We start from the raw sequence: 24029 nt of genomic DNA, 5'->3' as shown, positions 1-24029 counted from the left end.
GGAAGACGGTTCAGGCCGTGCGTCGTTCCCCAAGGGCGCAGTCCTCGTGCCGAACATCCGGCCGGTTTTGCGACCGAAATGCCTGGATCCGCGTTCGCCTCAGGCATCCGTCGATCCCCGTCCCGTCCGGCGCCGTCGATCGGCACTGTGGCAGGCAGGGCTCAGACCGGCTTCTCTGGACGAAAACATGCGGGCACGGCTGACCGGATGCTTGTAACACTTATCCTCACGGGCGATGCCGCTGCCATGGCTATGCACGGACCCGTATCGATCTTGCCGAAGCCCGCATCGCGGGCGACGGCCCGTGGGCCCCGTCCGGCCGGGCAGGTGGCCGCCGCGCGACCGCGCGGTCCGGGCAGGCGATGAGCATGCCGGCTGCAATCCTTCCCGGGGGCGGCGAGCTCGGCGCGATCGTCCGGGGCTACGATTGGTCGTCCACGCCCCTCGGCCCGATCACCGGCTGGTCCCAGAGCCTGCGCTCCGCGGTCAGCACCCTGCTGCTGTCGCCAGTGCCGATCGTGCTGCTCTGGGGGCCGGACGGCATCATGATCTACAACGATGCCTACTCGGCCTTCGCGGGCGGGCGGCACCCGCACCTGCTCGGCTCGAAGGTCCGCGAGGGCTGGCCCGAGGTGGCCGACTTCAACGACCACGTCATGCGGGTGGGGCTCGCCGGCGGCACGCTGTCCTACAAGGACCAGGAACTCACCCTGCACCGCTACGGCCGGCCCGAGCAGGTCTGGATGAACCTCGACTACTCGCCGGTGCTCGACGAGGCGGGGCAGCCGGCCGGAGTCATCGCCGTCGTGGTCGAGACCACCGAGCGCGTGCTGGCCGAGCAGCAGCTGAAGGCGAGTCAGGCGCTGGCCCAGCTCTATGCCGACCGCATCCAGCTCGCCCTGTCGGCCGGCGCGATCATCGGCACCTGGGTCTGGGATCTGCAGGCCGACACGTTCACCGTGGACGAGGCCTTCGCCCGCAGCTTCGGCCTGGATCCGGCCCTCGGGCGGGTCGGGCTCAGCCTGGAGCAGGTGATCGCCACGGTCCATCCGGAGGACCGCCAGGGCCTGATCGCGGCGATCAACGAGGTGATCGGCCGCGGCGGCGCCTACGCGCACCAGTACCGGGTGCGGCGCACCGACGGGAAATACTACTGGATCGAGGCCAATGGCCGGGTCGATCTCGGGCCCGACGGGACGCCGCTGAGCTTCCCGGGCGTGCTGATCAACGTCGAGGACCGCCGGGCCGTCGAGGCCGAGCGCGACCGCGCCATCATGATGCTGCGCACGCTGACCGACACGCTGGAGCAGCGCGTCGCCGAGCGGACGAGCGAGCTGATGCGGGCCGAGGACGCCCTGCGCCAGTCGCAGAAGATGGAGGCGGTCGGCCAGCTCACCGGCGGCGTCGCGCACGACTTCAACAACCTGCTGACCATCATCCGCTCGTCGGTGGACTTCCTGCGCCGGCCCGACCTGCCGGAGGCGCGCAAGGCCCGCTACCTCGATGCGGTCTCCGACACGGTCGACCGCGCCGCCAAGCTCACCGGCCAGCTCCTCGCCTTCGCGCGCCGGCAGGCGCTCAAGCCCGAGGTGTTCCATGTCGGCCAGAAGGTCCGCGGCATCGCCGAGATGCTCGACACGGTGATCGGCGCCCGGATCCGGGTCATCGCCGAGGTGCCGGACGAGCCCTGCTACATCCGGGCCGATGTCAGCCAGTTCGAGACCGCCCTGGTGAACATGGCGGTCAACGCCCGGGACGCCATGGACGGGGAGGGGACGCTGACCCTGCGGCTGGCTGGCGGGCGCACCATGCCGGCGATCCGCGGCCATGCCGGGGCGGACAGCGCCTTCGCGGCGGTGTCGCTGACCGATACCGGCGCGGGGATCGCCGAGGCCGACCTCGGCCGCCTGTTCGAGCCGTTCTTCACCACCAAGGAGGTCGGCAAGGGCACCGGCCTCGGCCTCAGCCAGGTGTTCGGCTTCGCCAAGCAATCGGGCGGCAACGTCGACGTCACCAGCGCCCCGGGGCAGGGGGCGACCTTCACCCTGTATCTCCCGCAGGTCGAGGTCGATCGCGGGGCCGACGCGACCGACGGCGCCGCGGTGCCGCTCTCGCCGCTCGGCGCGGGGCAGCGGGTGCTGGTGGTCGAGGACAATGTCGAGGTCGGCCAGTTCGCCACCCAGATCCTGCAGGATCTCGGCTACGAGACCGTCTGGGCGGTCAACGCCGAGGCGGCACTCGAGCGGCTCGGCGAGGATGGCGGCGGGTTCGAGGTGGTGTTCTCGGACGTGGTCATGCCCGGCATGGGCGGCCTGGCGCTCGCCCAGGAGCTCGCGCGCCGCTTCCCGGCCCTGCCGGTGCTGCTGACCTCCGGCTACAGCCACGTCCTGGCCCAGGAGGGCACCCACGGCTTCGAGCTGCTGCACAAGCCCTATTCCGCCGAGCAGCTCGGGCGCGTGCTGAGCCGGGTGGCCGGACGGCCGACCCCGGCCGCCGTCGAGTGAGGGCTTCGCGCTACGCGGCCGGCAGCACCGCGCCGGCGCCCGGGGTGCCGCAGGCGTGGCAGAACCGCTCGAAGGTGCTCTTGCGCTGCGTGCAGGCCGGGCAATCCTCGAACAGGCCGAGCCCGCAATGGGGGCAGAAATTCGTGCTCGGATCGCCGAGAGCGACCGGCCGCTCGCAGCCCGGGCAGACCTTCTTGGCGAGCCGGGCGAGAGCCTGATCGGTGGCGATCTCGGTGCGGCGCTCCTCGTTGGGCCGCGCCTCGACCTGCGCCTGGCGTTCCCTGTAGGCGTGCAGGGCGTTGATCGCCGCCCGCCCGCCGACCAGGGTCACGACCACGCCGACGCCGTACTGCACGTAGCCGCCGTAGCTCGGCATGTACGGGACCAGCTCGACGAAGAACGCGAAGGCGGCCGCGAAGGCGAAGCCCCAGACGAACGGCCAGTTGCGCGTGGTGCGCCGCTTGAGCAGCAGCGATCCGGCGAGCACCAGCAGCGGCAGGGTCAGGGCGAGCCGGTAGCCGAACACCCGCAATTCCTGGCCGCGCTCGGCCGCGTCGAGCTTCTCCTGGGCCGCGGCGCGCAGGGCGCTCTCCGCGCGGGCCTGCTCCCGTTCCCGCTCGGACAGGTCGGCCTGCGTCTGGGCCAGCGCGGTCAGCCGGTCCTCGACCGCTCGCTCGGCCTCCTTGAGCGCGTCGAGCCGCTGCGTGCGCGCGATCAGGCCGGGATCCTGGTCGACCCGCTGGGTCGCGTCCCGGGTCTTCAACCAGTTGGCGAAGGTCTCGCGGGCGCCCTCGGTCGCCCCCTGGGCCGCCTCGAGGGCGAGCTGATCCTGCTCGATCCGGCGCCGCGTGTCGTCCATCTCCCGGCGGACCTGCTTGAGCGTCTCGCTCGACGCCCGGGCCGGGTCGGTTTCGAGGAATTGCTCCAGCGTGTAGCGCTGCTCCACCTGAGGCAGGTCGCCGACGACCAGGGAGCCCAGCCCGATCAGGAACCACGCGAACAGCAGCGCGACGAGCCAGAGGGCCAGGTTGAACCAGCGCTCGGACAATCGGGACCCAGCACGCACGCCAGCCACTCCACGGTTTCGCGCGCCGCCGGGCACGCGTCGGATCTTCGGCCGGCTCCGGTCTCCCGCGAGCTCCGGCATCTCAACCCGATCACCTTGACCATGCAGGTCCCCGCGCGGGTGGCAACCAGCCATTGCCACTTTGCGCCGAAGCGGGCGCGACGCCTGTGCCCCGAGACCGTCGAACAGGGGCGCTGTCTCGGCCCGTGAACGCGTGGTCGGATCTTCAGGTCCCCGGCAATCCGCGGGCGTCGCACCGGCCGGATCGCCTTCTGGTTGAAATAACGCGGCTTAAGACCGGGACATACGACATGGCGTTTCGTCTGTACTGATAATCACAATTGCTTGACCACCTTTTTAGCGCAACAAATATCAGTTTTTCCGGATTAAATTTTAATTGGTTTGCACAAAGTTTGGTCGACTTTGATCGAGGGCGCTATCCGGGCTCGGATCTCAGCATATTCGGATCTCAGCAACTGAAAGAACGGCCGAATGAAGATGACGATCAAATTTAGGCTCGTGACCTTGCTCGGTGGCATCGGCCTGCTCCTGCTTGCGACTGCGGGGTTGGGCAATTTCGCGCTCCATTGGAGCCATCAAAGCCTCAAAACCGTGTTCGACGATCGTGTGGTCTGTCTTCGACAATTCAGCATCATCCGCGATGCCTATGACGACATGGTCGACGTCGCGCGCAGGCTGCGCAGCAAGCAGATCGAGCCGGCCCAGGCCAAGGAGCGGATCGAGCGGGACCTCGCGAACCTGCATACACAGTGGTCGGCCTATCTGGCGACCTTCCTGACCCCGGAAGAGGAGGCCCTCGCGAAGGACCTGCAGGGGCGGATCGACCGAAACGGCATCATCGCGGCCGAAATCCTCAAGCGTCTCGCCGCCGGCGGGGCTTCAGATTTCGAGACCCCGTATGCGGATCTGCTGACGAGCATGCAGGCCGCCGCCGCGACGCTCGGCAAGCTGACCACGTTGCAGGTCCGTGAGGCGGAGGCGGAATTCCAGCGCTCCGAGACCACCGCGGGCTGGTCGCGCCTGGCCTTGCTGACCGCGCTCGGTCTCGCGGCGCTCAGCATCGCCTACGGCGTCTACACGATCGTCGTGCAGGTCGCCCGCCCGCTCGGCGGCCTCGTCGGCGTGCTCCAGCGCATGGCCCGCGGCGAGATCGACGCGGACATCAAGGAAGCGGCCCGCGGCGACGAGATCGGCGCGGTGGGCAAGGCGGTCGAGGGCATCAAAGCCATGGTCGCCCGCAAGGCCCTGGAGGAAGCCGAGGTCAAGCGGCGCGCCGATGCGGCCGCGGCGGCCGAGCGCAAGCGCACCATGGTCGAGCTGGCCGATGGCTTCGAGCGCGCGGTCGGCGGCATCGTCGGGATGGTCTCGTCCTCCGCTACCGAACTCCAGGCCACCGCCCAGCAGATGACCGCCACGGCAACCGAGACGGCTTCCCAATCCACCACCGTGGCCGCAGCCGCGGAAGAGGCGGCCGCGAACGTCAACACCGTGGCGGCGGCCGCCGAGGAGCTGGGCTCGTCGGTCCAGGAAATAAGCCGGCAGGTCTCCGGCTCGGCTCGAATGGCCCAGTCGGCGGTGGGCGAGGCCGACCAGACGGTGCAGTTGGTCCAGGCGCTACAGGCCACCTCGGCCCGCATCGGCGACATGGTGGGCATGATCTCCACCATCGCCAGCCAGACCAACCTCCTGGCGCTCAACGCCACGATCGAGGCAGCCCGGGCCGGAGAAGCGGGCCGCGGCTTCGCGGTGGTGGCGAGCGAAGTGAAGGCGCTCGCGGGGCAGACCGCCAAGGCGACCGATGAGATCGGCCGCCAGATCAGCGAGGTGCAGGGTGTCACCGCTCAGGCCGTGACGGCGATCGGCGGCATCACCGGGCGGATCCGCGAGATCGACAGCATGGCGACCTCGATCGCCGCGGCGGTGGAGCAGCAGGGCGCGGCGACGCAGGAGATCGTCCGCAACGTGGCGCAGGCCTCGTCCGGCACCAATGCGGTGACCGGCAACATCGCCAGCGTGGCACAGGCGTCGGAGGAGACGGGGGCGGCGGCCGGTCAGGTCCTGTCGGCGGCCTCCGAGATGTCGCGCCAGTCCGAGCATCTCGGTACCGAGGTCGCCCGCTTCCTCGAAAGCGTCCGCGCCGCCTGAACACCGGCCCGATCACTGCCCCAAGGTCCGCTTCCCTTCCGAACGGTCGTGGAAGCGGACCGGCGCAGATCTGGCCGTCCCACGTTCGGCAGCGGAAGGGGCGTCCGATGCCAGGACCGGGTGCGAACCCCGCCTTGCGCCGGCCGCCGCGGAACCAGGCCGGGTACCAGGTGGGCCTCAGCGGGCCGGCGCGGCCCTCGGCGCGGGCGCTGCCGTGCGCCCCCGGCCCGGCACGAGCGACAGCCCGGCCGAGATCAGGGCGAACAGGATCAGCGGCGTCAGGGCCAGGGTGAAGCTGCCGGTGCCGTCCTTGATCGCGCCGATCAGGTAGGGGCCGAGGAAGCCGCCGAGATTGCCCACGGCGTTGATCGCCGCGATGCTGGCGGCGGCCGCGGCCGGCGGAAGCTCCTCGGTGGCCAGGGCCCAGAACGGCCCCTTGAGCATGTAGACGCCCACCGCCGCCACGGTCAGCGCGCCGACCAGCGGCAGGATGCCGGTCAGAATGGTGCCGCCCGCGAGCCCGGCGGCCAGGACCAGGAACGGGATCGCCAGGTGCCAGCGCCGCTCGCCGACCTGGTCGCTGTGCCGGCCCCACAGGATCATCGCCACGGAGGCGACGCCGTAGGGGATGCTGTTCAGGAGGCCAGTCTCGAAATTGGTCAGGCCGTAGCTCTTGACGATCTGCGGCGTCCAGAAGGTCAGGCCGTAGCTGCTGGCGGTCGAGCCGAAATAGATCGCCGCGAACAGGATCAGGCGCCGGTCGCGCAGCATCGTCCCGAGCGAGGGGGACCCCGTCCCGCCGGTGCGCGCGGCGTTCCGGGCGGATTCCTCCCGCAGGCGCGCATCCAGCCAGTCCCGCTCGGCCGGGGGCAGCCACGTCGCGTGCCGCGGCCCGTCGGGCAGGAACCACAGCACGGCCCCGGCCATCAGGACGGCGGGCAGGCCCTCCAGGATGAACAGCCATTGCCAGCCCGCGAGCCCCAGGCCGTTCAGGCCGAGCAGAGCCCCGGAGATCGGCGAGCCCAGGAATGACGAGATCGGGATCGAGATCATGAAGATGCCGACGATCCGCGCCCGGTAGGCCGAGGGGAACCAGTAGGTCAGGTACAGGATCACGCCCGGGAAGAACCCGGCCTCGGCGACGCCGAGCAGGAAGCGCAGGCCGATGAACGACCACGGCCCCTGCACCAGCGCCATGGCCATGGAGATGACGCCCCAGGTCGCCATGATCCGGGCGATCCAGATCCGCGCCCCGAAGCGCTCCAGCATCAGGTTGCTGGGCACCTCCATCAGGAAATAGCCGAGGAAGAAGATCCCGGCGCCCCAGCCGAACACGGTCGCGGTCAGCCCGACATCGTGGTTCATCTGGATGGCGGCGAAGCCGACATTCACCCGGTCCAGGAAGGACACGAAATAGGCGAGGATCAGGAACGGCACGAGCCGCCACCCGATGCGCCGCATTGCCGACCGCTCGATCTCAGACTCGGCCATGGTGATCCTCCTCGGCGGCGGCCGTCTCCGGGCCGCTCACGGGTGCAGGCGCGGGCTCCGGGAGCGCCGGTTCGGCGCTCCGGCGACGGGGATGTCGACGTCGAAGGGGCAGGCTGCTGCGGAGCATTCGCCGGACGGCGCGACCCGGTCGCACGCGCCCGGATCGATCCGGGACGGCATCAGAGCGTCGCCGCGGCGCATCGCGTGCGGATCATCTCGGGTTTCCTCGCAGCCTGTCGGTTCGAACGCCGATCTTGGCCAGCCGATCTAACGCGAAAGCCCGATGATCGGAAGGCGCCGGGGAATGAAGACTTCCGATTTGTCGCTGGTTTCGGAATTCGAGCGCGATCGCGCGTGCCGTGAAGGCCGCGATCGATCGCGCCCGGGGCTGGGGCCTGAGGGCACCTCACAAAGCTCCCGGTTCCCGGGAGCCCTCCCTTCGCACGCGACGGTGCGGCGGGAGTTTTGTGAGCGGCTCTAAGCGGGCTTCCGGGCGCGCCTGGCCGGCGCCTCGACGGAATCCGCGGGCTCGGCCGCCGCTGTCTGGGCTGGCTTCCGGCGCTTGTGGCCGAGGCCGGCGGTCCGGGCGAATTCCGCCCGCATGGCCGAGTAATTGGCCGCCGTGGTCGGATAATCGTGCGGCAGGCCGAAGCGCTCCCGGTACGCCTCGATGGTCAGGCCGTGTCCCGTGAGGTGCCGCTTCAAGGTCTTGTACGGCTTGCCGTCGATGAAGCTGATCAGCGCGTCGGGCGTGATCGACTTCCGGACCTGGCCGGGGGTGAGCTTCTTGGCTTCCGGCTCGGCCGGAGCGCCCGTCTGGCCCAGCGCGGCCAGGGCCTCGTGAACACGCGACAGCAGGGTCGGCAGTTCGAGCATCGGGACGGAGTTGTTGGACACGTAAGCCGACACGATGTCGGCGGTCAGCGCGATGACGTCGGCGTGATCGTCTTGCGGAAACCCGGCTTCGTCTTCCATGGGCGGCTCTCGATGGGGGACTGCGCGATGAACACCGCTCTGTCTGCCGCCAGTCAAGCACCTGCCTGGGCAAAAACAAGTGATCGCCTCTGTTATCGACCGATATATCTGTTGAATACCAACATAAATTGGTGACGCCGGCGCGGCAGATCGGGGGGCGGCGCAGGGTGCGGACGCCGGCCCGCAGCGGGGCGGCTTCGTTCAGGAAGTCTTAACGCTGGCGTGGTCTCTGAAGGCGTCGCTGCGGCTTCGAGGGGTACGAAGCCGAACGGCAGGCGGGCCGAGTCTGCCCTTCACGCTCGGCCCGCGCCCTTTTTTGTCGGCGCCGCTCAGGCGCTGGCCGGCCGCCCGATCGGCGTCGCGATCGCCCCGCGCCCGAGGGACGGCACGGCCGCCTGCAGCGCCGAGCCGCCGGACCCGTATTCCGCCCGATAGGTGCGTTCCAGGGTCATCAGCGTGCGCATCGGCGCCTCGGCCAGATCGAGGAGCCGGGCATCGCGCCATCGCAGCTTGGTCAGATGTTTGCGGCTGAACCACCGCGGCTTCTCTTCCTCGACGAGCAGGACCAGCTTGCCCGTCCACGTTCTCCGAAACCAGAACCGCCCCGTGAGCTTGCCCGCGCCGAACATGGCAGCACCTCGCATGAGAGTCCGGAACGATAACGCGCCGGAAGCTCGGCGGTTTCCGGCTCAGCCACCGGCGCGCGCCGGCAGGCGCCGGGCCGTCCAGGCCGCCAGGACGAGCCCGACGAGGCCGCCCGCGACGGCGGAAGCCGCCTTCACCAGGAAGTCGTCGACGCGGCCGTGACGCGTGCCGGTCAAGGTCTGTCCGGCTTCCAGACCGCCGGCCAGGAGCACGGCCGCGAGCAGGATCCAGGGCCAGCGGCGCGGGTAGCCGAAGGTCAGGAGCAGGAAGGTGAGCGCGTAGGCGGCTGCCCGCTCGATGCCGGGATCCGCCGTCACCACCGGGCGCAATCCGATCGGCACCAGCGTGATGGCGACGATTGCCGCCACCAGGATCCAGGCCACGATCCGCACCAGGGTCAGCACCCGCTTGTCCATCCCGCGCCCCGCACCACCGCCCCGGCCGCTTCCGCATACAGGGGACGGGGCCGGGAGGCTGTTGCAGTTCCGCGGCCAGGACCGGGAAAGCCGTCCCCGCGCCCCTCGGTTGAACGATTGGGCGCGACATCAACCACTCGGTGCCGGGCTCGATCAAAGCGGCGTTCGGCACCGGACCTGTTGCTCGTTCGTTCTAGGCAGGAGGCGGCCGAATCAGGCATAGAGGCGGCATGCGCATGCCCGTGCTCAGCCTCCTCGCGATGTTCGTCCTGGTCGACGTCGGGTCGGCCGCGATGGCGGCTGCGCCGACCGAGCCGCGGGCGCTCGAACTGGCCTGGCACCGCTGCCTGCGCGAGGCCTACGCGCACCAGCCGCCCGGCCAGAGCCGGGCCGGGGACGAACGCAACGCCCTCGACGAATGCAAGGCGCAGGAAGACGCCTTCGTGGCATCGCTGATGGCCGCCGGGCCCCCGGACGGGGGCCGGTCCGGAACCGTCTGGGCCCGGACCTGGGCGGCGTTCGTCGAGCCGCTCACCGCCTGGATCGGCGGCCTGCGGCGCTGACGGGGCGGGTCAGGAGGTCGACCACTCCCGCTTCACCTCCTCGGCCGGCCGGTCGAGATGGACCTTGCCGCCCTCGACCGCCCGCACGAAGTCGAGCGGGATGTAATGGTGCAGGCCGCCCGCCGCCGCGTCGGTCTTGGTCAGCTTGATCTCGCCTTTATCGATGTGATCGACCGTGCCGACATGGGTGCCGTCCGAGCCGAGAACCTCGGCATGTTCCTGAATCTGCGCAGCGTCGACCATCAGTATCCTCCCTGTAAGGCGGTCAAACCGCGCCCCGCGGGGCGCGGTTCCGGGCTGCGCCATCCGGACCCAGAGCGATCCCGGGCGGGCCGCGGCGTCGCACCGCGCGGGCGCCGCTGAACCGCGCTCCGTGCGGATCGTTTGCGTGCCATGACCGATACGAGCGCGAACCCCATGGATCAGGTTGCCGACGCAAGGCGTCACGAGATGGCGACCGAACACCTGCTGTTCGGGACGATCCGCTTCCTGGCCCAGCGCCATCCGGAGCTTCTGGACGAGCTCGACCGCAGCCTCGACCACCTGTGGGATCGGGCCGAGGGCGAGGGCCGGGACGACGAGGCCGTGCGCAAGATCGCCGGCCGCATCATCAAGAGCCTGCAGGCCGAGAGCTGACGGCCCGCGCCACGATCCGGCGGGCTACCGGTTCGTGCAGCCGATGCAGATTCCGCGGGTGATCGCGTCGTTGCGCTGCTCGGCCGGGTTGCGCCGCTCGATGCTGCCGGTCTCGTTGGGGCCGAGCGCGCTCGGGTTGGGCACCGTCTGCCCGGTTGCGGCGGTGTGCGGTGCCTTCGCGGCTGTGGTCGGGCCGCCGCCGGTGCCCGTCTGGCTGACGGATTGGGCCCAGCCCGGCTGCGTTCCCAAGGCCAGAACGACGAGCGTGGCGATCTTCAAGGGCGCGCGCATGATAACCTCCCGGCGCTTTTTGTCTGCGTAGAACTGACGCAGATACGGACCGAAAGTTCCGCGTCGGGGTCGGGCATCCCGGCCAGGATACGGGTTGCGCGGCAGGCCGGTGCGGGCCCGCACGGCCTCGCCATCCGGCGTAGCGCCTCCTCCCAATTGAGGCTTGGCGTTGACGCGGGACGGCGTGTCCCTGGTGGCGTCATGCTCCGGGGACGCCTCATGAATCCGACCGTCAAGGCCGTGCTGCTGAACGAGCGCGCCGGGATCCAGTCCGCCATCGCGGCCCGCGAGGGAACCGTCTCCGACCTGCTGGTCCAATTGAACGGCGTCGAGAACGACATCCGCCGGTTGCGCCACCGTCTCATCGATCTGGACGCGTTCCTGGTGAGCCAGCGGGTCGAGCTGCCCGAGGACGCGCCCCCGCCGGACGCGCCGACCCTGCCCGCGCAGAAGGGCCCGCCCGCTCTGCCGGCCTGCAAGCCGCTCGACGATTTCGTCCGCCACAGGTCCGGCAAGCGCAAGCTCCTCGCCGACGCCGCGTCCGGGCGGGTCGATGCGGTGCGCCGGTCGGGCTGAGCGGACTGGGCGAGCGGAACCGGGATTGCCCCGCGCCCCGTTCCTGGGGCCTATCTAGGCCCTGCGCGGATCCGAGAGGGGTGAGGGATGGGCAACCGGGATGGCGCCGGCGCGTCGAACGCACGGATCGCCGAGGTCCAGCGCCTCGCGACCGCCCTGGCCGCTCGGGTGCGGTACGCGCAGCTGGTCCAGCGGCCGGTCTACGAGGAGCAGATCAACGCCCTGGTCGGGGCGGCGCGTCTCCTCGACGAGGAGAAGGTGCCGTGGCCGCCCATGGTCGAGGAGGTGCTGATGGAGTTGGCCAAGTCCCTGGACGGCTCCGAGGCGCCGGATCCGGCCGGGGAGGGGGCCTGATCAGCTGAAATCGCCGAGCCAGCGCAACGAGCGCCGCAGACGCTCGGTGCCGCCCTGGGCGAACCACAGCCCGTGGGCGAAGATGACGACGGCGGGATTGAGCGCGACAAGATCCGCCGCGGCCCGTGCCGCCGCGGCCCGGCGCAGCTTGATCACGAGGCGCAGATAGGGCGGCGGCTTCCCGTCCGGCGCGGTCATGCCGGCCATGTGCAACACGGGGCGCAGGAGCGCCGGCATCTTCGCCGCTTCCAGGTTGAGCACCAGGTCGGTCAGCACCAGGGTCCGGCTGCGCCCGTGGAAGAACGCGACCTCCCGGAAGCCGAGCCCGCCCGGAACCACGATCTGGCGTAGATCCGCGTCCCATTCGGGCGGCGACGCATCGGCAAGCTCGCGGTCGATCTTCAGGCCGGAGCGGCGCACCTGGCCGCGCTGGCGCAGGTTCGGCGCCGCCCAGGTCAGGGCCTCCGGGCAATGCGTCTGCCAATCCTTCAAGAAGGTCCAATGCGCGATGTTGGGCGCGACGAGGTGGCGGATCGGCCCCAGCGCCGCGATCGCGCGGTGCAGATCCGCGTCGTAGCGCGTCGGCGAGTGCAGCCACAGGCTGCCGTCGCCGAGCCGGATCACGGTCATCCGCACCGGGAGCGGCATGCCGAGGATCTGCAGGGGGCCGCTATCGACGATCCAGACGCCCTCGGCGACCGGCTTCAGCACGTCGAGCGGCGGATAGGTCGCCTCTGCCAAGATCCGATCCTCCCGGTCGCCCCGGCGTCACGGCCGGAAAGTCAGGCAACCGCCGGAGGTCGAAGGGTTTCCCGGATGGATCGACGCAGACCCGATCGCGTGCCCGATCGCGTACGCTCAGGCCTGGAGATAGCCGGGCGCGGTGACCGGACGGGGTGGCAGCGCGCGCCACAGGGCGATCCCGAGGCCCAGGATGGTGAGGAGGTCGCAGGTCAGCCCGAAGACCGAGCCGACCAGGAGGTTGTGGCCGGCCCAGCACAGGGAGGCGCCCAGGAACAGCAGGCGCATCGTCTGCGGCGCGGCGTTGAGGCGGGCGGCGGTCGCCAGCAGGGCGCCGAGCGCCGCGCAGGCCGAGGGTGTGCCGTTCCAGGTGGTGATCGTCAGCCAGGCCGCGATCAGCGTGGTGGCGGCGAACAGGGGATGGACCCAGACGTTCCGGTTCGGCGCGCCGAGGCAGGTCAGGGAGACGAGGCTCTGCACCACCGAGATGGCGCACATCGCGGTGCCGGTGAGCGCGCCGAGGGTCAGGTAATGCGCGCCGAAGCAGGCGGCGCAGGCCGCCGAGCCGCCAAGCATCCACGCGCGGCGCGGCATGAGGCCGGCAATAAAGCCGAGCGTCAGGCCCAGGGATCCAAAGATGTCGAGATGGGTCCCGGCGAGGTCATACCAGGTCAATACGGTGTCGGCGGCAATCATCGGTCGCGCTCAGCCGGCGCGGATGCGCCGTTTCTGGTGCTTGCGCTAGGTTCGCACGGTAATCAGTTGGTTAACGACGGAGGGCCGGACGATCACGACGGCGCGAGGGTGGCAGAAGCGCCGCTATCCCGGCCGGCCGGGGGCCGGGCGTCGATCGCCGATCCATCAGTATTCGAGGCAAATGATCGCCCGAATAACATAAGTTACGAGCGCCTGATCTGCGGCAAATTCGGGAACAATGCCGGAGCGATCCGGTTTTCCGGGCATTCACCTCTGGACGTTGCCGGCGCCGATCCCGGCTGCGGTGCGTCCGCCCCTGCCGCCCCCGGCGACCCGACCCGGCGCTCCCATGCAGCTTCCCCGCGGCGCACGCCGCCGCATCGCCGTCCGGCCCCCGGGCCTCAAGGTGGGCGGAGGGCATCCCTTCGCCGGATCGGGCCTGCGCGCCGCCGCTTTCTGCGACGGGCCGCCGAAGGGACCCTCGAGGACAGCCCGATGACGCGATCCGATCCCGTGGCCGAGCCCTTTCCGGACAACACGGACGCTTTGCTGGCTCTCGGCCATGCACTCCGTGAAGCCGGCTACAATTTCACCACCGTGACGCCCGCCACCCACGCCATCGTCAACGCCCGATCGCAGAACGCCGAGGCGCGCAACCTGCGCGACGTGGTCGGCTGGTCCAGGCCGTTCCGGGCGGAGATCCTGCCGGCGCCGCTCCTGGCGCTGATGCGGGAGGCCGGGGCGGTGGTCGAAGACGGCGGGCTCCTGCGCCCCACCGTCCGGTTCTCCAGCCTCGACGACGAGCTGTTCGCCCATTCCTCCTACCCGCCGAGCGCGACCGACGCGGTGTTCTTCGGGCCCGACACGATGCGCTTCGTCGGCGCGGTGCTGGCCCATCTGGCGGCGCGCAAGACCCCGGTACGCCGGGCGGTCGATCTCGGCTGCGGCTCGGGTGCGGCCGGGATCTGCATCGCCAAGCGGTCGCCGGGGGCCGAGGTGGTGCTGGTCGACATCAACCCCGCCGCCCTGCGGGCCGCCCGGGTCAACGCCCGGCTCGCCGGCACCGACGGCGTCGAGGCCCGGCACAGCGACATGCTGCGCGACGTCGAGGGCGCCTTCGACCTGATCGTGTCGAACCCGCCCTTCATGGTCGATCCCGCGGCCCGGGCCTACCGGCACGGCGGCGGCCCGCTGGGCGCCGGCCTGCCGTTGGCGGTGGTCGAGCAGGCGATCGAGCGGCTCGCCCCCGGGGGCAGCCTCGTGATGTTCACCGGCGCGGCGATCGTCGAGGGGGCGGACCCGTTCCGCGACGCCGTCGCCGAGGCCTGCGGCCGGGCCGGGCTGGACTGGACCTACCGGGAATTCGACCCGGACGAGTACGGCGAGGAACTGGCGAACGCGGTCTACGCCGATGTCGAGCGCCTCGCCCTGGTCGTCGTCACGGTGACCCGGCCGTGAGCGCCCCGGCCGATATCCCCGATGCGCAGCAGGAATTCCTGCGCGACGCCCTGGCGGGCCTGACGGCCGAGCCCAAAACCCTGCCGGGCAAGTATCTCTGGGACGAGACCGGCTCCGACCTGTTCGACCGGATCTGCCACAATCCCGATTACTACCCGACCCGGGAGGAGATGACGCTGCTGCCCCGGGTCGCCGCGGAGCTCGCGGCCCGGGTGGCGCCGGGGGTGACCGTGGTGGAGTTCGGCAGCGGCGCGAGCCGCAAGATCCGCACGCTGCTCGACGCCCTGACCGAGCCGGCCGCCTACGTGGCGATCGACATCTCGGGGGAATACCTGGAGGGCGCGATCCGCCGCCTGGCGCCGGATTATCCCGGCATCGCCATGGTGCCGGTCTGCGCCGATTACTCGAAGCCGGTGCAGCTTCCGGTCACGGCGGGGCCGGGCGGAATCCTGGGCTTCTATCCCGGCACCAGCATCGGCAACTTCGCGCCCCTGGAGGCCGCCCTGTTCCTGGAACGGGCCCGGGCGACCCTCGGGCCGAGCCTGTTCCTGGTGGGGGCCGACGCCACCACCGAACCCGAGCGGCTGCAGCGCGCCTATGGCGCCGCCGACGGGCTGATGGCGGCGTTCCACCGCAACATCCTGGTCCGGCTCAACCGCGAGCTCGGGGCCGATTTCGACCTCGCCAATTTCCGGCACGCGATCACGCTCTGCCCCGATCCGCTGCGGGTCGAGGCGCATCTCGTGGCACACCGGCCGGCAACCTACCGGCTGGGCGGGGCGAGCATCGCCTTCACGGCCGCCGAGCACGTCCGGACCGACACGTCCCACAAATACACCCCGGCGGCGTTCCAGGCCCTGGCGATCCAGAGCGGCTGGCAGCCGCGCGGCCTCTGGCAGGCCGAGGGCGGCAGCTTCGCCCTGCATCTGCTGGAGAGTCTGGGCTGATCGCGCGATTTTCGATTTCCGCGCGGGGTCCTGGGCGACGGGGGGCGGTTCTCCCTTCCCGACCGCATAAAGCGCGGGTTCGCTCGCCCGGGTGGGGGAGCGGGTTCACAGAACGCGGTCCGGACGGTTCTCGGCTGCAAGAGACGCGCTTGGCCTTGGGCCTCGTCCGGCAGCGATGTGTGAACATCGTGGCTCCCACCGGGGATGGGGCCGGTCGCGCTCCGTTATCGCCCTCGGCTCCGAACCGGGATGGCCTGTGGTGCCGCGGGATACGGAGCCCGCGGCATCGGGCGCTGACGCTCCGAAACCCTGGGGGCCGCCGGTGCGGGCGCGCCGGGACGAGGGGGCGTCCCTTGCCGGTGATCGCGACCGAGCGGCCGTCTACGGCGTCTCGAACGGACGGTGCTTGTCGTCGGCGGTATGCCCGGCCGCGCCCTTCGGCACCGTGCTGGTGTCGACCATCGTCCGCTGGTCGCGCACCGGCGGGGGGAAATCGGTGAGCGGGCGCCAGGGCGTCGCCGGCAGGCCCATGCGGATGGCGGAATTCGACGACCGGAACAGCCAGGCCGCGACCAGCATCCAGGGCACGACGAAGAAGACGAAAGCAGTGAGTCCCACGAGGATCCTCCGGGGCGATGAGCCGTCCCGGGAAACGCGGGACCGGCCGGCATCGATCCGGCGCCTTCACGCGCCGGGCGCGGGCCGCTCGCCCGGGGAGCCGACCCGGCCGCCGTTTCGAGGACGGTCCGCCGCGCGCCCTGGCTATCCGCGCGGGGCCGTGCCATGGGCAACGCGGTGATCGATCATCCCGCCCCCGTCCCTGCGATGTCGCCGACAGGCCTGGGATGGTCTGCGTTCTTCGAGGAGCAGCGCGAGCCCCAGGAGGCTGCGCTGGCGGCCATGCGGATCGCCACAGTCCACCGCGCGCGCCTGACCGCCCTGTCCTCCGCCGGCCCCGTCGAGCTGGCGCTCCCGATCCATACGAAGACCAGCGCGTTCGCGGTGGGCGATTGGGTCCTGGTCGATCCCGAGACCCTGACCGTGCAGCGCCGGCTGGACCGCAAGACCGTCCTGGAACGGCGCGTCGAGGGCAGCGCGACCCTTCAGGCCGCCGCGGCCAATGTCGACACCCTGTTCGTGGTCACCTCCTGCAACGCCGATTTCAACCCGGCCCGGCTGGAGCGCTACCTGGCGCTGGCCAACCAGGGGGGCGCCGATCCGGTCATCCTGCTCACCAAGGCGGACATGACCGCCGATCCGGGCACCTTCGAGCGCCAGGCCGCCGCCCTGCAGCGCGGGCTGACCGTGCTGGCCGTCAATCCCCGCGTCCCGGAGGCGGCGGGCCTCCTGGCCCCGTGGTGCGGCGTCGGGCAGACCATCGCGCTGGTCGGCTCGTCGGGGGTCGGCAAATCGACCCTGGTCAATACCCTGACCGGCCCGGGCCGGGACGCGCCCCAGCAGACCGGCGGCATCCGCGAGCACGACGCGAAGGGGCGCCACACCACCACCGCGCGGTCGCTGCACGCCATCGCGGGCGGCGGCTGGGTCATCGACACGCCGGGCATGCGCACGCTCCAGGTCAGCGACGCCGCCGACGGCATCGCGACCCTGTTCGCCGAGATCACCGAGCTCGCCCCGTCCTGCCGCTTCCGGGACTGCACCCACGCGCATGAGCCGGGCTGCGCCGTGCAGGCCGCCATCGCGGACGGCCGGCTGGACCCGGAGCGCCTGACCCGCTGGCGCAAGCTGCTCACCGAAAGCCGCGGGCCCGCCTCGGTCCCCGCCGGGCCGCGCGGCCGCAGACGGCCGCATTCCTGATCAAGCCGCGCGTCCGGCCCGGTCACGCCGCCCTGGCGCGCGATCACCGCGGGACGCTAGGCCCGTCACTGCAAGACCCGGCGCTGCACGGTGGCCGGATCCCCTTTGCCAGCAAAAGTTCGGGTTTCCTCCGTGCCACCAAGGTCACCGGAAGATCGATCGCAACATAGGTTTATCTTGGCTGTCCGTCTCGGAAGCTTGGGCGTGCCGTCGATTAACATAGTTTGGTTTTCGCGCCATTTTGTGGGCGAACTAGGCTGAAAATCGCCTGCCGAACTTAAAGAATACTGAACCAATAGCCCGAAGCGCGGTTGGTCGAGGAGCAAGGCGGGATGCCCTGACGGGCCATCGCGTCCCTGAAAGCGCGCGCGGTGAACTCCCGTGCCGTGCCTCCAGCAAGGACCCGACAGCATGTATTACCTCGACAAGCGCCTCCAATACCCCGTGAAGGTCGACAAGCCCGATCCGATCTACGCGCGCATGCTTCAGCAGGCGATCGGCGGGATCGAGGGCGAGATCCGCGTGTGTATGCAGTACTTCTTCCAGGCCTGGGGCAATCGTGCGCCGACCACGAAGTATCGCGACATGCTGCTCAACACCGCCACGGAAGAGCTGGGCCATATCGAGATGCTCGCCACCGCGGTGGCGATGAACCTCGAGACCGCCCCCACGAAGGTGCAGGAGGCCGGCGCCGCCGACGCGATCGTCGGGGCCGTGATGGGCGGCGAGAATCCGCGCCACATCGCCGAGGGCATGCTGCACAAGACGCTGCTGTCCACCGGCATGGCGGCCTTCCCGGGCAATTCCGACGGCCTGCCCTTCGACATGAGCCACATCTACGCCAGCGGCAACATCGCGGCCGACATGTACTGCAATGTCGCCGCCGAGAGCACCGGCCGGGTCCTGGCCGTGCGCCTCTACAACGCGACCAACGATGCCGGCATGCGCGACATGTGGAGCTTCCTGATCGCGCGCGACACGATGCACCAGCAGCAATGGCTGGCGGTGATCGAGGAGCTGGGCGGCCATCAGGGCAACCTGCCGATCCCGAACTCCTTCCCGCAGGAGAAGGAGAACCAGAAGTTCAACTACAACTTCTTCTCGTCCTCGGCCGACGGCTCGCCGCCGCCCGAAGGCCGCTGGACCCAGGGCCCGTCGCTCGACGGCAAGGGCGAATACAGCATCGTCCAGAACCAGCCGATGGGTCAGGAGCCGGTGCTCGGCCCGGCCCGTCCCGACAGCGCCGCCCAGTCCGAACAGATCGGCTGAGCCCGCGGCGTTCCGGCGGTCGGCCCGCGTGCCGGCCCCGGAGCGCCGTTTTGCCGTGCGGACAGAACAATCCTCCCGAGTGTTGGTTGGTCTCCGGACAACCACCCGTGGAATGACAGCCGGAACATCGCTCCCATGAAGGCACTCGTCTGGCACGGCACCCGTGACGTTCGCTGCGACACGGTCCCGGATCCGGAGATCGAGGATGGCCGCGACGCCATCATCAAGGTGACGAGCTGCGCGATCTGCGGTTCGGACCTCCACCTCTACGATCACTTCATGCCGGGCATGAAGTCGGGCGACGTGCTGGGCCACGAGGCCATGGGCGAGGTCGTCGAGGTCGGCAAGGACAACAAGGCGCTCAAGGTCGGCGACCGGATCGTCGTCCCGTTCACCATCACCTGCGGCCAGTGCGAGCAGTGCCGGCGCGGCAATTTCTCGGTGTGCGAGCGCTCGAACCGCAACAAGGCGCTGGGCGACACCGCGTTCGGGCACACGACCGCCGGCCTGTTCGGCTACACCCACCTGACCGGCGGCTATGCGGGCGGCCAGGCCGAGTTCCTGCGCGTGCCGTTCGCGGACTCGACCCACATCAAGGTCCCCGAGGGCATCTCGGACGAGAAGCTGCTGTTCCTCTCGGACGTGTTCCCGACCGGCTGGCAGGGCGCGGTCCAGTGCGACATCCAGCCGACCGACACGGTGGCGATCTGGGGCTGCGGCGCGGTCGGCCAGATGGCGATCCGCTCGGCGCTGCTCCTCGGGGCCAAGCGCGTGATCGCGATCGACCGCGTGCCCGAGCGCCTGCAGATGGCCGAGGCCGGCGGTGCCGAGGTGATCGACTACGACGCGGAACCCAACATCGTCGGCCGCCTCAACGACATGACCGACGGCCGGGGCCCGGAGAAGTGCATCGACGCGGTCGGGCTCGAGGCGCACGCCATGGGCGCCGTGGACGCCGTCTACGACCGGGCCAAGCAGGCGATGCTGCTGGAGACCGACCGCGCCCACGTGCTGCGCCAGATGATCATGGTCTGCCGCCCGGCCGGCGTGCTCTCGGTCCCCGGCGTGTATGGCGGCCTGATCGACAAGTTCCCGATCGGCGCCCTGATGAACAAGGGCCTGACGGTCCGCACCGGCCAGACCCACGTCAACCGCTGGACCCCCGACCTGCTCAAGCGGATCGAGGACGGCCAGATCGATCCGTCCTTCGTCATCACCCACACGATCGGGCTGGAGGACGGCCCGGAAATGTATCGGGTGTTCCGCGACAAGCAGGACGGCTGCATCAAGGTGGTGATCCGGCCATGAGCAACAGCACGCATCAACCCCCGGCTCCCCGCACCGCCCCCCGCGGTGCCCCCGGCGGCGGCGCCTATACCCGCCACGACGAGCTGGCCCGGGGCCTCGGCTGGTTCTCGATCGGGCTGGGCCTCCTGGAACTGACCGCCGCGCACGGCCTGTGCCGGGCGCTGGGGCTCAAGGGCCGCGAGACCCTGGTGCAGGCCTACGGCGTCCGCGAGGTGGCGACCGGCGTCGCGATCCTCATGAGCCACGATCCGACCCCCTGGATCCTGGCCCGCGTCGGCGGCGACGCCCTCGATCTCGCCACCTTGGCGACCGGCTTCGAGGACGACAACCCGAAGCAGTCCAACCTCGCCGCCGCCACCGCCGCGGTCGCGGGCGTCACCGTCCTCGACGTGGTCTGTGCGCAGGGGCTGATCGGCCAGAAGCGCCTCTCGCGGCCCGGCGCCTTCGATTACAGCGACCGAAGCGGCTTCGCGCGGCCCGCGCGAACCATGCGGGGCGCCGCCTCCGACTTCGCCACGCCGGAGGATTTCCGCATCCCCGGGCCGTTGCGGCCCTGGACGGAGACGCGGGCCTAGCGACCCCGGCGAAGGATCGGGCCGCCCGCGCCGTCGCGCGCAGGCGGCCCTCAGCCGTCGATCACGTGGGGTACGAACCGCGCCCGGTCGGTGGTGATGCGGGACGGGCCCTCGCGCATGCACAGGCCAGCGGGCTCGTCGCCGACGATCCAGCTCCCCACCAGGGCATGGCGGCCGGCGAAGACCGGAAGCTCGGCCAGCGCCTGCCGCACGAAGCCTTCGCGGCCGTAGGGGCCCGCGTCGCGCTCCAGGAGCACGCCGTCGCGCACGAGCAGGATGTTGGCGCCCTCGCGCGAGACGAGCGGCTTGCGCACGAAGGATTTGCCCAGCGCCGCCTTGGCGGGGTCGGCCTCGAAATAGGCCGGGAGCAGGTTCGGATGGCCGGGCGCCATCGCCCAGAGATGGGCGAGCAGGCCCTTGTTGGACAGCACGGCCTTCCAGGGCGGCTCCACGAAGCGGGTCGGCGTGGCGCCGACCGCCGCCCCGAAGGCGTCGCCGAACATCCACTCCCAGGGATAGAGCTTGAACAGGGCGGCGAGGGGCCGGCCGCCGCCGTCGAGGAAGTGCCCGTCCTCGGACAGGCCGATCGCCTCCAGCGGCACGAACGGGGCGGCGAGCCCGGCCTGCACGGCGCAGTCCTGGAGGTAGGCCACCGTGCCCCGGTCCTCTGGCGCGTCGGGATAGCAGGTGAAGGAAAGGGTGCCGGGGAGCCCCATCGCGGCGAGGCGTGCGATCAGCCGCTCGTGGAGCGCGTTGAACTGGTCCGTTCCCGCGGGCAGGATTCCGCGGGCCAGCCCATCCTCCAGCCAGAGCCACTGGAACACCGCGCTCTCGTAGAGTGCGGTCGGCGTGTCGGCATTGTATTCGAGGAGCTTGGCCGGCCCGCTCCCGGCGCCGCCGTAGCGAAGATCCATCCGTCCGTAGAGGGACGGGTCGCGCCGCCGGAAACTGTCCGCGATGGCGTCCCAGGCCAGTTCGGGGATCGCCAGGGAGGCGAGGATCGCGCCATCCGTCACGGCCCGCTCGACGAAGGCGAGGCAGAGGGCGTGGAGCTCCCGGGTCGGCCCCTCGATGTCGTCCTCGATCTCGGCCAGGGTGAAGGCGTAATAGGCGCTCTCGTCCCAGTAGGGTTCGTCGTCGAAGGTGTGGAAGGTGAAGCCGGCCCGGGCCGCGTGATCGCGCCAATCGGGCCGTTCCGGCAGGGACACCCGGCGCATCAGCCGCCCCCGAACCCGTCCGAACGGCTGCCCGCGGACGCGATCGCCCGCCCGGTCGCCCCGAACCCGCCCTGGGAGACCATCCGGGGCGCGGACGCGGTCGTGCGCGCCACGCTGGAGGCGACGCGGGTCGCCGGGCGGCCCGCCGACGCGTAGACCCGGCCGCCCGAACCGGTGCAATAGCCGCCGCCCCCACCGCCGCTTCCGCCGGCGGCCGGAATCTCCTCCGCGTGCCGGTAGAGCGGCTGGGCCGGCAGGCCCTGCTCCAGCGTGCGCCCGATCATGTAGCCGGCCATCAGGGGCACGAAGGATCCGGCCGCGTCCGGGGCGATCGTCTCCCCGGCCACGCAGCCAGCGGCACCGTGATGCGCCCGGCACGCCTCCGCGGTGGCGTAGCGCGGCGCGGTGGCGGCATAGGCCGACTGGGCCGCCGCGTAATCGGTCGTGCAGGCATCCTCCGTGCGCAGCCCCTGGCCGATGCAGGCGGCGAGGCTGTCGTAGACGAGGGCGTCCTCCTCCTTCTGGGAGGGATCGAGCCAGCCCAGCCCCAGCGCCGCGGCGCCCGCCCCCGTGACCAGGACCAGGGAGATGGCGGCCGAGCGCTTGCGGCGGCTTCTCTCGGCGGGGTCTTCCCCGGCCCCGACCGGGCGCGCCTCCGCCATGTCAGGCGGTCATCGAGGCGGCGTTGACGAGGCCGCCCGCGAAGGAGGCCGCGCCCAGGAGCACGGCGGCGGCCATCCGCCCGTCCTCGATGCGCTGGGAGAGATCGGGCACCGCGAGGCGCACGAGCCAGTAGATCAGGATCTGCACGACGAGGGCGACGAGGCCCCAGACGATGCAATCGAGGATCGATTGGGCGTTGTAGATCGCCACCGCGAGCGGCAACGCGAAGCCGACCAGGCTGAAGCCGAGGGCCACCGCGGCCGCCGCCACGTCCCGGCGGATCAGCGCGAGCTCGTTGTGGGCGGTGGCGAGGGTATAGACGAGCAGATAGAGGCCGATCAGGCCCCCGGCCGTCACGACGTAGAGCAGGAAGGCCGGCAGGCCCGAGATCGAGATCACGCCGCGCTCCCTGTGCCGGAAGCCGGCGCGGAGCCCGGTGATGCGTCGGTCGGGTCGTCCATGGAGGCGTATCCGTCGCGTCTCGCACAGCCGATGGTTGTGGAACCGGCCGTTCCGCAAGGCGTAACACGCGCTCGGGGACGCTCACAAACCGGGCGCCGGTCGGGTCCACCGCGCGGGCCGCCCGGGAGGAGGGCGGACGCCGCACGCAGGTGCCGCCCTCGACCTCGCCGCCGCGACGGTCGATATCCGGTCCCGAAGGCGGCGGTCACGACGAGAGCGGCGATGCCGCGTCCCGATGCTTCTTAGAAGCAATGAAAAACATAGCGCTAGAAGTTCGGCGCGCGTTTCGTATGATCCGCAAGAACAGCAGAGGTCTCTCATGGATAATGGATCGACGTTCGTCCAGGCCTTCACGATCCTGTTCAGGGAGGGGCTCGAAGCTTTGCTGGTGGTCGCCGCGCTGGCCGCCTTCATGCGGCGGGCCGATGCCGGTCACCGGATCGCCCCGATCTATCTCGGCGCCGGGGCCGCGGTGCTGGCCAGTCTCGGCATGGCCTGGGTGTTCGAGACCTATTACGACGGCAACCACAACGACCTGATCGAGGCCGGCGTCATGCTGCTGGCCGCCGCCCTGATGTTCTACATGAGCGGCTGGCTGTTCCTGCGGCAGGATCCGAAGGCCTGGCAGGCGGACCTCAACCGCCTGGCCGGGCAGGCGCTCGGGGCCGGGACCGTGCTGTCCCTGGCCGGCATCGCCTTCCTGGCCGTGTTCCGCGAAGGGGCGGAGACGGTGCTGTTCCTGCACGCGCTCGCCCGAACCGCCGGCGGCTGGGACGGGTCGCTGTTCGGCGGGCTCGGCGCGGCGGCGCTCGCGCTGATCGCCCTGTACGCGGCGATGCAATGGCTCGCGCTGCGCCTGCCGCTGCGGCCGATCTTCGTGCTGACCTCGGCGTTCCTGTTCGTGATGGGGCTGAAGCTCGTCGGGGCCGCGATCCAGGAATTGCAGGAGCAGGGGCTGGTCGCCGTGCATGATGACGGCGTGCCGGGCTTCGTGGCGGATATCGGCTTCAACGGCAGCTGGGAGGCGCTGGGAATCCAGGGCGCCCTGGTCCTCACGGCCATCGCCGGCCTGCTCGTGGTCCGGGCCCGGCGAGCCGAGCCGGCGAGCCGGACCAGCCCGGCCGTGTCGCGCTGAAGCCGCCCCGATCCTGAGCGCATCGGCAAGAGCCTGACCCGGCAGCGGCATTCGCCG

The 24029-nt window shown here is 70.7% G+C and carries 26 protein-coding genes and 1 pseudogene; 14 read left to right on the top strand and 13 right to left on the bottom strand.

Features of this window, described 5'->3' with window-relative positions; genetic code table 11:
* Nucleotides 1-362: 362 nt before the first annotated feature.
* Together LGR69_RS32195 and LGR69_RS13515 are read left to right on the top strand one after the other, a co-directional pair.
* Nucleotides 363-818: pseudogene (locus tag LGR69_RS32195) on the top strand (PAS domain-containing protein); the annotation flags it as partial.
* The gene (locus LGR69_RS13515; protein WP_370881366.1) at nucleotides 807-2504 is read left to right on the top strand and encodes a PAS domain-containing hybrid sensor histidine kinase/response regulator; all 1698 of its coding nucleotides are present in this window, start codon (nucleotides 807-809) and stop codon (nucleotides 2502-2504) included. The pseudogene LGR69_RS32195 and the gene LGR69_RS13515, both read left to right, overlap by 12 nt.
* A gap of 10 nt (nucleotides 2505-2514) precedes the next feature.
* Here the strand turns inward: LGR69_RS13515 and LGR69_RS13510 are convergent, their stop codons facing one another.
* A complete protein-coding gene (locus LGR69_RS13510; protein ID WP_230366325.1) occupies nucleotides 2515-3570 on the bottom strand; it encodes a zinc ribbon domain-containing protein in 1056 nt (351 codons plus the stop codon).
* A 492-nt stretch (nucleotides 3571-4062) separates the two neighbouring features.
* Here LGR69_RS13510 and LGR69_RS13505 point away from each other — a divergent pair, with 492 nt between their 5' ends.
* Complete coding sequence (locus LGR69_RS13505) at nucleotides 4063-5736, top strand: methyl-accepting chemotaxis protein (RefSeq protein WP_230366324.1); 1674 nt, start codon at nucleotides 4063-4065, stop codon at nucleotides 5734-5736.
* A 177-nt stretch (nucleotides 5737-5913) separates the two neighbouring features.
* Here LGR69_RS13505 and LGR69_RS13500 read toward each other — a convergent pair whose 3' ends face one another.
* The 4 genes from LGR69_RS13500 to LGR69_RS13485 form a co-directional block, all read right to left on the bottom strand.
* Nucleotides 5914-7227 (bottom strand): MFS transporter, encoded by a 1314-nt coding sequence (locus LGR69_RS13500; protein WP_230366323.1) that lies wholly within the window; start codon nucleotides 7225-7227, stop codon nucleotides 5914-5916.
* Nucleotides 7228-7704: 477 nt separating this feature from the next.
* Nucleotides 7705-8202: a Ros/MucR family transcriptional regulator gene (locus LGR69_RS13495; protein ID WP_007564595.1), complete on the bottom strand. Its 498-nt coding sequence runs from the start codon at nucleotides 8200-8202 to the stop codon at nucleotides 7705-7707.
* A 329-nt stretch (nucleotides 8203-8531) separates the two neighbouring features.
* On the bottom strand, nucleotides 8532-8831 hold the full coding sequence (locus tag LGR69_RS13490) for a hypothetical protein (RefSeq protein WP_091860690.1): 300 nt from the start codon (nucleotides 8829-8831) through the stop codon (nucleotides 8532-8534).
* Nucleotides 8832-8891: 60 nt separating this feature from the next.
* Nucleotides 8892-9263, bottom strand: coding sequence for a VanZ family protein (locus LGR69_RS13485; protein ID WP_208601023.1), 372 nt, complete (start codon nucleotides 9261-9263; stop codon nucleotides 8892-8894).
* 230 nt (nucleotides 9264-9493) lie between these two features.
* On the opposite strand from LGR69_RS13485, the gene LGR69_RS13480 reads away from it, so the two are divergent.
* Entirely contained in the window at nucleotides 9494-9826 is a 333-nt protein-coding gene (locus tag LGR69_RS13480; protein ID WP_230366322.1) for a hypothetical protein, read from the top strand.
* A gap of 9 nt (nucleotides 9827-9835) precedes the next feature.
* Here LGR69_RS13480 and LGR69_RS13475 read toward each other — a convergent pair whose 3' ends face one another.
* Nucleotides 9836-10069 (bottom strand): DUF2171 domain-containing protein, encoded by a 234-nt coding sequence (locus LGR69_RS13475; protein WP_050733686.1) that lies wholly within the window; start codon nucleotides 10067-10069, stop codon nucleotides 9836-9838.
* Nucleotides 10070-10219: 150 nt separating this feature from the next.
* Here LGR69_RS13475 and LGR69_RS13470 point away from each other — a divergent pair, with 150 nt between their 5' ends.
* Nucleotides 10220-10462: a hypothetical protein gene (locus LGR69_RS13470; protein ID WP_230366321.1), complete on the top strand. Its 243-nt coding sequence runs from the start codon at nucleotides 10220-10222 to the stop codon at nucleotides 10460-10462.
* A gap of 24 nt (nucleotides 10463-10486) precedes the next feature.
* Here LGR69_RS13470 and LGR69_RS13465 read toward each other — a convergent pair whose 3' ends face one another.
* Nucleotides 10487-10753, bottom strand: coding sequence for a hypothetical protein (locus LGR69_RS13465; protein ID WP_007564605.1), 267 nt, complete (start codon nucleotides 10751-10753; stop codon nucleotides 10487-10489).
* A 219-nt stretch (nucleotides 10754-10972) separates the two neighbouring features.
* Between LGR69_RS13465 and LGR69_RS13460 the strand changes: the two genes are divergently transcribed.
* Both LGR69_RS13460 and LGR69_RS13455 read left to right on the top strand, forming a co-directional pair.
* Entirely contained in the window at nucleotides 10973-11329 is a 357-nt protein-coding gene (locus LGR69_RS13460) for a hypothetical protein (protein ID WP_230366320.1), read from the top strand.
* Between the two features lie 87 nt (nucleotides 11330-11416).
* Nucleotides 11417-11683, top strand: a complete 267-nt coding sequence (locus LGR69_RS13455; protein WP_091860678.1) for a hypothetical protein — start codon at nucleotides 11417-11419, stop codon at nucleotides 11681-11683.
* Here LGR69_RS13455 and LGR69_RS13450 read toward each other — a convergent pair whose 3' ends face one another.
* Nucleotides 11684-12424 (bottom strand): DUF4336 domain-containing protein, encoded by a 741-nt coding sequence (locus LGR69_RS13450; protein WP_230366319.1) that lies wholly within the window; start codon nucleotides 12422-12424, stop codon nucleotides 11684-11686.
* 117 nt (nucleotides 12425-12541) lie between these two features.
* Nucleotides 12542-13120 carry a YgjV family protein gene (locus tag LGR69_RS13445; RefSeq protein WP_230366318.1) on the bottom strand — a complete coding sequence of 193 codons (579 nt, stop codon included), beginning with the start codon at nucleotides 13118-13120 and terminating at the stop codon, nucleotides 12542-12544.
* 495 nt (nucleotides 13121-13615) lie between these two features.
* On the opposite strand from LGR69_RS13445, the gene LGR69_RS13440 reads away from it, so the two are divergent.
* Nucleotides 13616-14578, top strand: a complete 963-nt coding sequence (locus tag LGR69_RS13440; protein ID WP_230366317.1) for a methyltransferase — start codon at nucleotides 13616-13618, stop codon at nucleotides 14576-14578.
* Complete coding sequence (egtD, locus tag LGR69_RS13435) at nucleotides 14575-15525, top strand: L-histidine N(alpha)-methyltransferase (protein ID WP_230366316.1); 951 nt, start codon at nucleotides 14575-14577, stop codon at nucleotides 15523-15525. Before LGR69_RS13440 ends, egtD begins: the two co-directional genes overlap by 4 nt.
* Nucleotides 15526-15906: 381 nt before the next feature.
* Here egtD and LGR69_RS13430 read toward each other — a convergent pair whose 3' ends face one another.
* On the bottom strand, nucleotides 15907-16143 hold the full coding sequence (locus tag LGR69_RS13430) for a hypothetical protein (RefSeq protein ID WP_007564616.1): 237 nt from the start codon (nucleotides 16141-16143) through the stop codon (nucleotides 15907-15909).
* Nucleotides 16144-16308: 165 nt separating this feature from the next.
* Between LGR69_RS13430 and rsgA the strand changes: the two genes are divergently transcribed.
* From rsgA to LGR69_RS13410, 4 genes are all read left to right on the top strand, one after another.
* The gene (rsgA, locus tag LGR69_RS13425) at nucleotides 16309-17343 is read left to right on the top strand and encodes a ribosome small subunit-dependent GTPase A (protein ID WP_230366315.1); all 1035 of its coding nucleotides are present in this window, start codon (nucleotides 16309-16311) and stop codon (nucleotides 17341-17343) included.
* Nucleotides 17344-17754: 411 nt separating this feature from the next.
* Nucleotides 17755-18612, top strand: a complete 858-nt coding sequence (locus LGR69_RS13420; protein WP_007564618.1) for a manganese catalase family protein — start codon at nucleotides 17755-17757, stop codon at nucleotides 18610-18612.
* Between the two features lie 135 nt (nucleotides 18613-18747).
* Nucleotides 18748-19920 (top strand): zinc-dependent alcohol dehydrogenase, encoded by a 1173-nt coding sequence (locus LGR69_RS13415; RefSeq protein ID WP_007564619.1) that lies wholly within the window; start codon nucleotides 18748-18750, stop codon nucleotides 19918-19920.
* A complete protein-coding gene (locus LGR69_RS13410) occupies nucleotides 19917-20495 on the top strand; it encodes a cyclase dehydrase (protein WP_122161501.1) in 579 nt (192 codons plus the stop codon). Before LGR69_RS13415 ends, LGR69_RS13410 begins: the two co-directional genes overlap by 4 nt.
* 50 nt (nucleotides 20496-20545) lie before the next feature.
* Here the strand turns inward: LGR69_RS13410 and LGR69_RS13405 are convergent, their stop codons facing one another.
* The 3 genes from LGR69_RS13405 to LGR69_RS13395 are packed head-to-tail and all read right to left on the bottom strand — an operon-like array spanning nucleotide 20546 to nucleotide 22774.
* Complete coding sequence (locus LGR69_RS13405; RefSeq protein ID WP_230366314.1) at nucleotides 20546-21712, bottom strand: glutathionylspermidine synthase family protein; 1167 nt, start codon at nucleotides 21710-21712, stop codon at nucleotides 20546-20548.
* Entirely contained in the window at nucleotides 21712-22374 is a 663-nt protein-coding gene (locus LGR69_RS13400) for a DUF1190 domain-containing protein (RefSeq protein ID WP_230366313.1), read from the bottom strand. Before LGR69_RS13400 ends, LGR69_RS13405 begins: the two co-directional genes overlap by 1 nt.
* 1 nt (nucleotide 22375) lies before the next feature.
* On the bottom strand, nucleotides 22376-22774 hold the full coding sequence (locus LGR69_RS13395; protein WP_230366312.1) for a DUF350 domain-containing protein: 399 nt from the start codon (nucleotides 22772-22774) through the stop codon (nucleotides 22376-22378).
* Nucleotides 22775-23156: 382 nt separating this feature from the next.
* Here LGR69_RS13395 and LGR69_RS13390 point away from each other — a divergent pair, with 382 nt between their 5' ends.
* The gene (locus LGR69_RS13390) at nucleotides 23157-23972 is read left to right on the top strand and encodes an FTR1 family iron permease (protein ID WP_007564625.1); all 816 of its coding nucleotides are present in this window, start codon (nucleotides 23157-23159) and stop codon (nucleotides 23970-23972) included.
* The last annotated feature ends 57 nt before the right edge of the window (nucleotides 23973-24029 follow it).

This window comes from Methylobacterium brachiatum (genome assembly GCF_020523825.1).
Lineage (GTDB): Bacteria > Pseudomonadota > Alphaproteobacteria > Rhizobiales > Beijerinckiaceae > Methylobacterium > Methylobacterium brachiatum.
The sequence above is the reverse complement of the archived record's forward strand: the minus strand, read 5'-3'. Positions and strand labels throughout refer to the sequence as shown.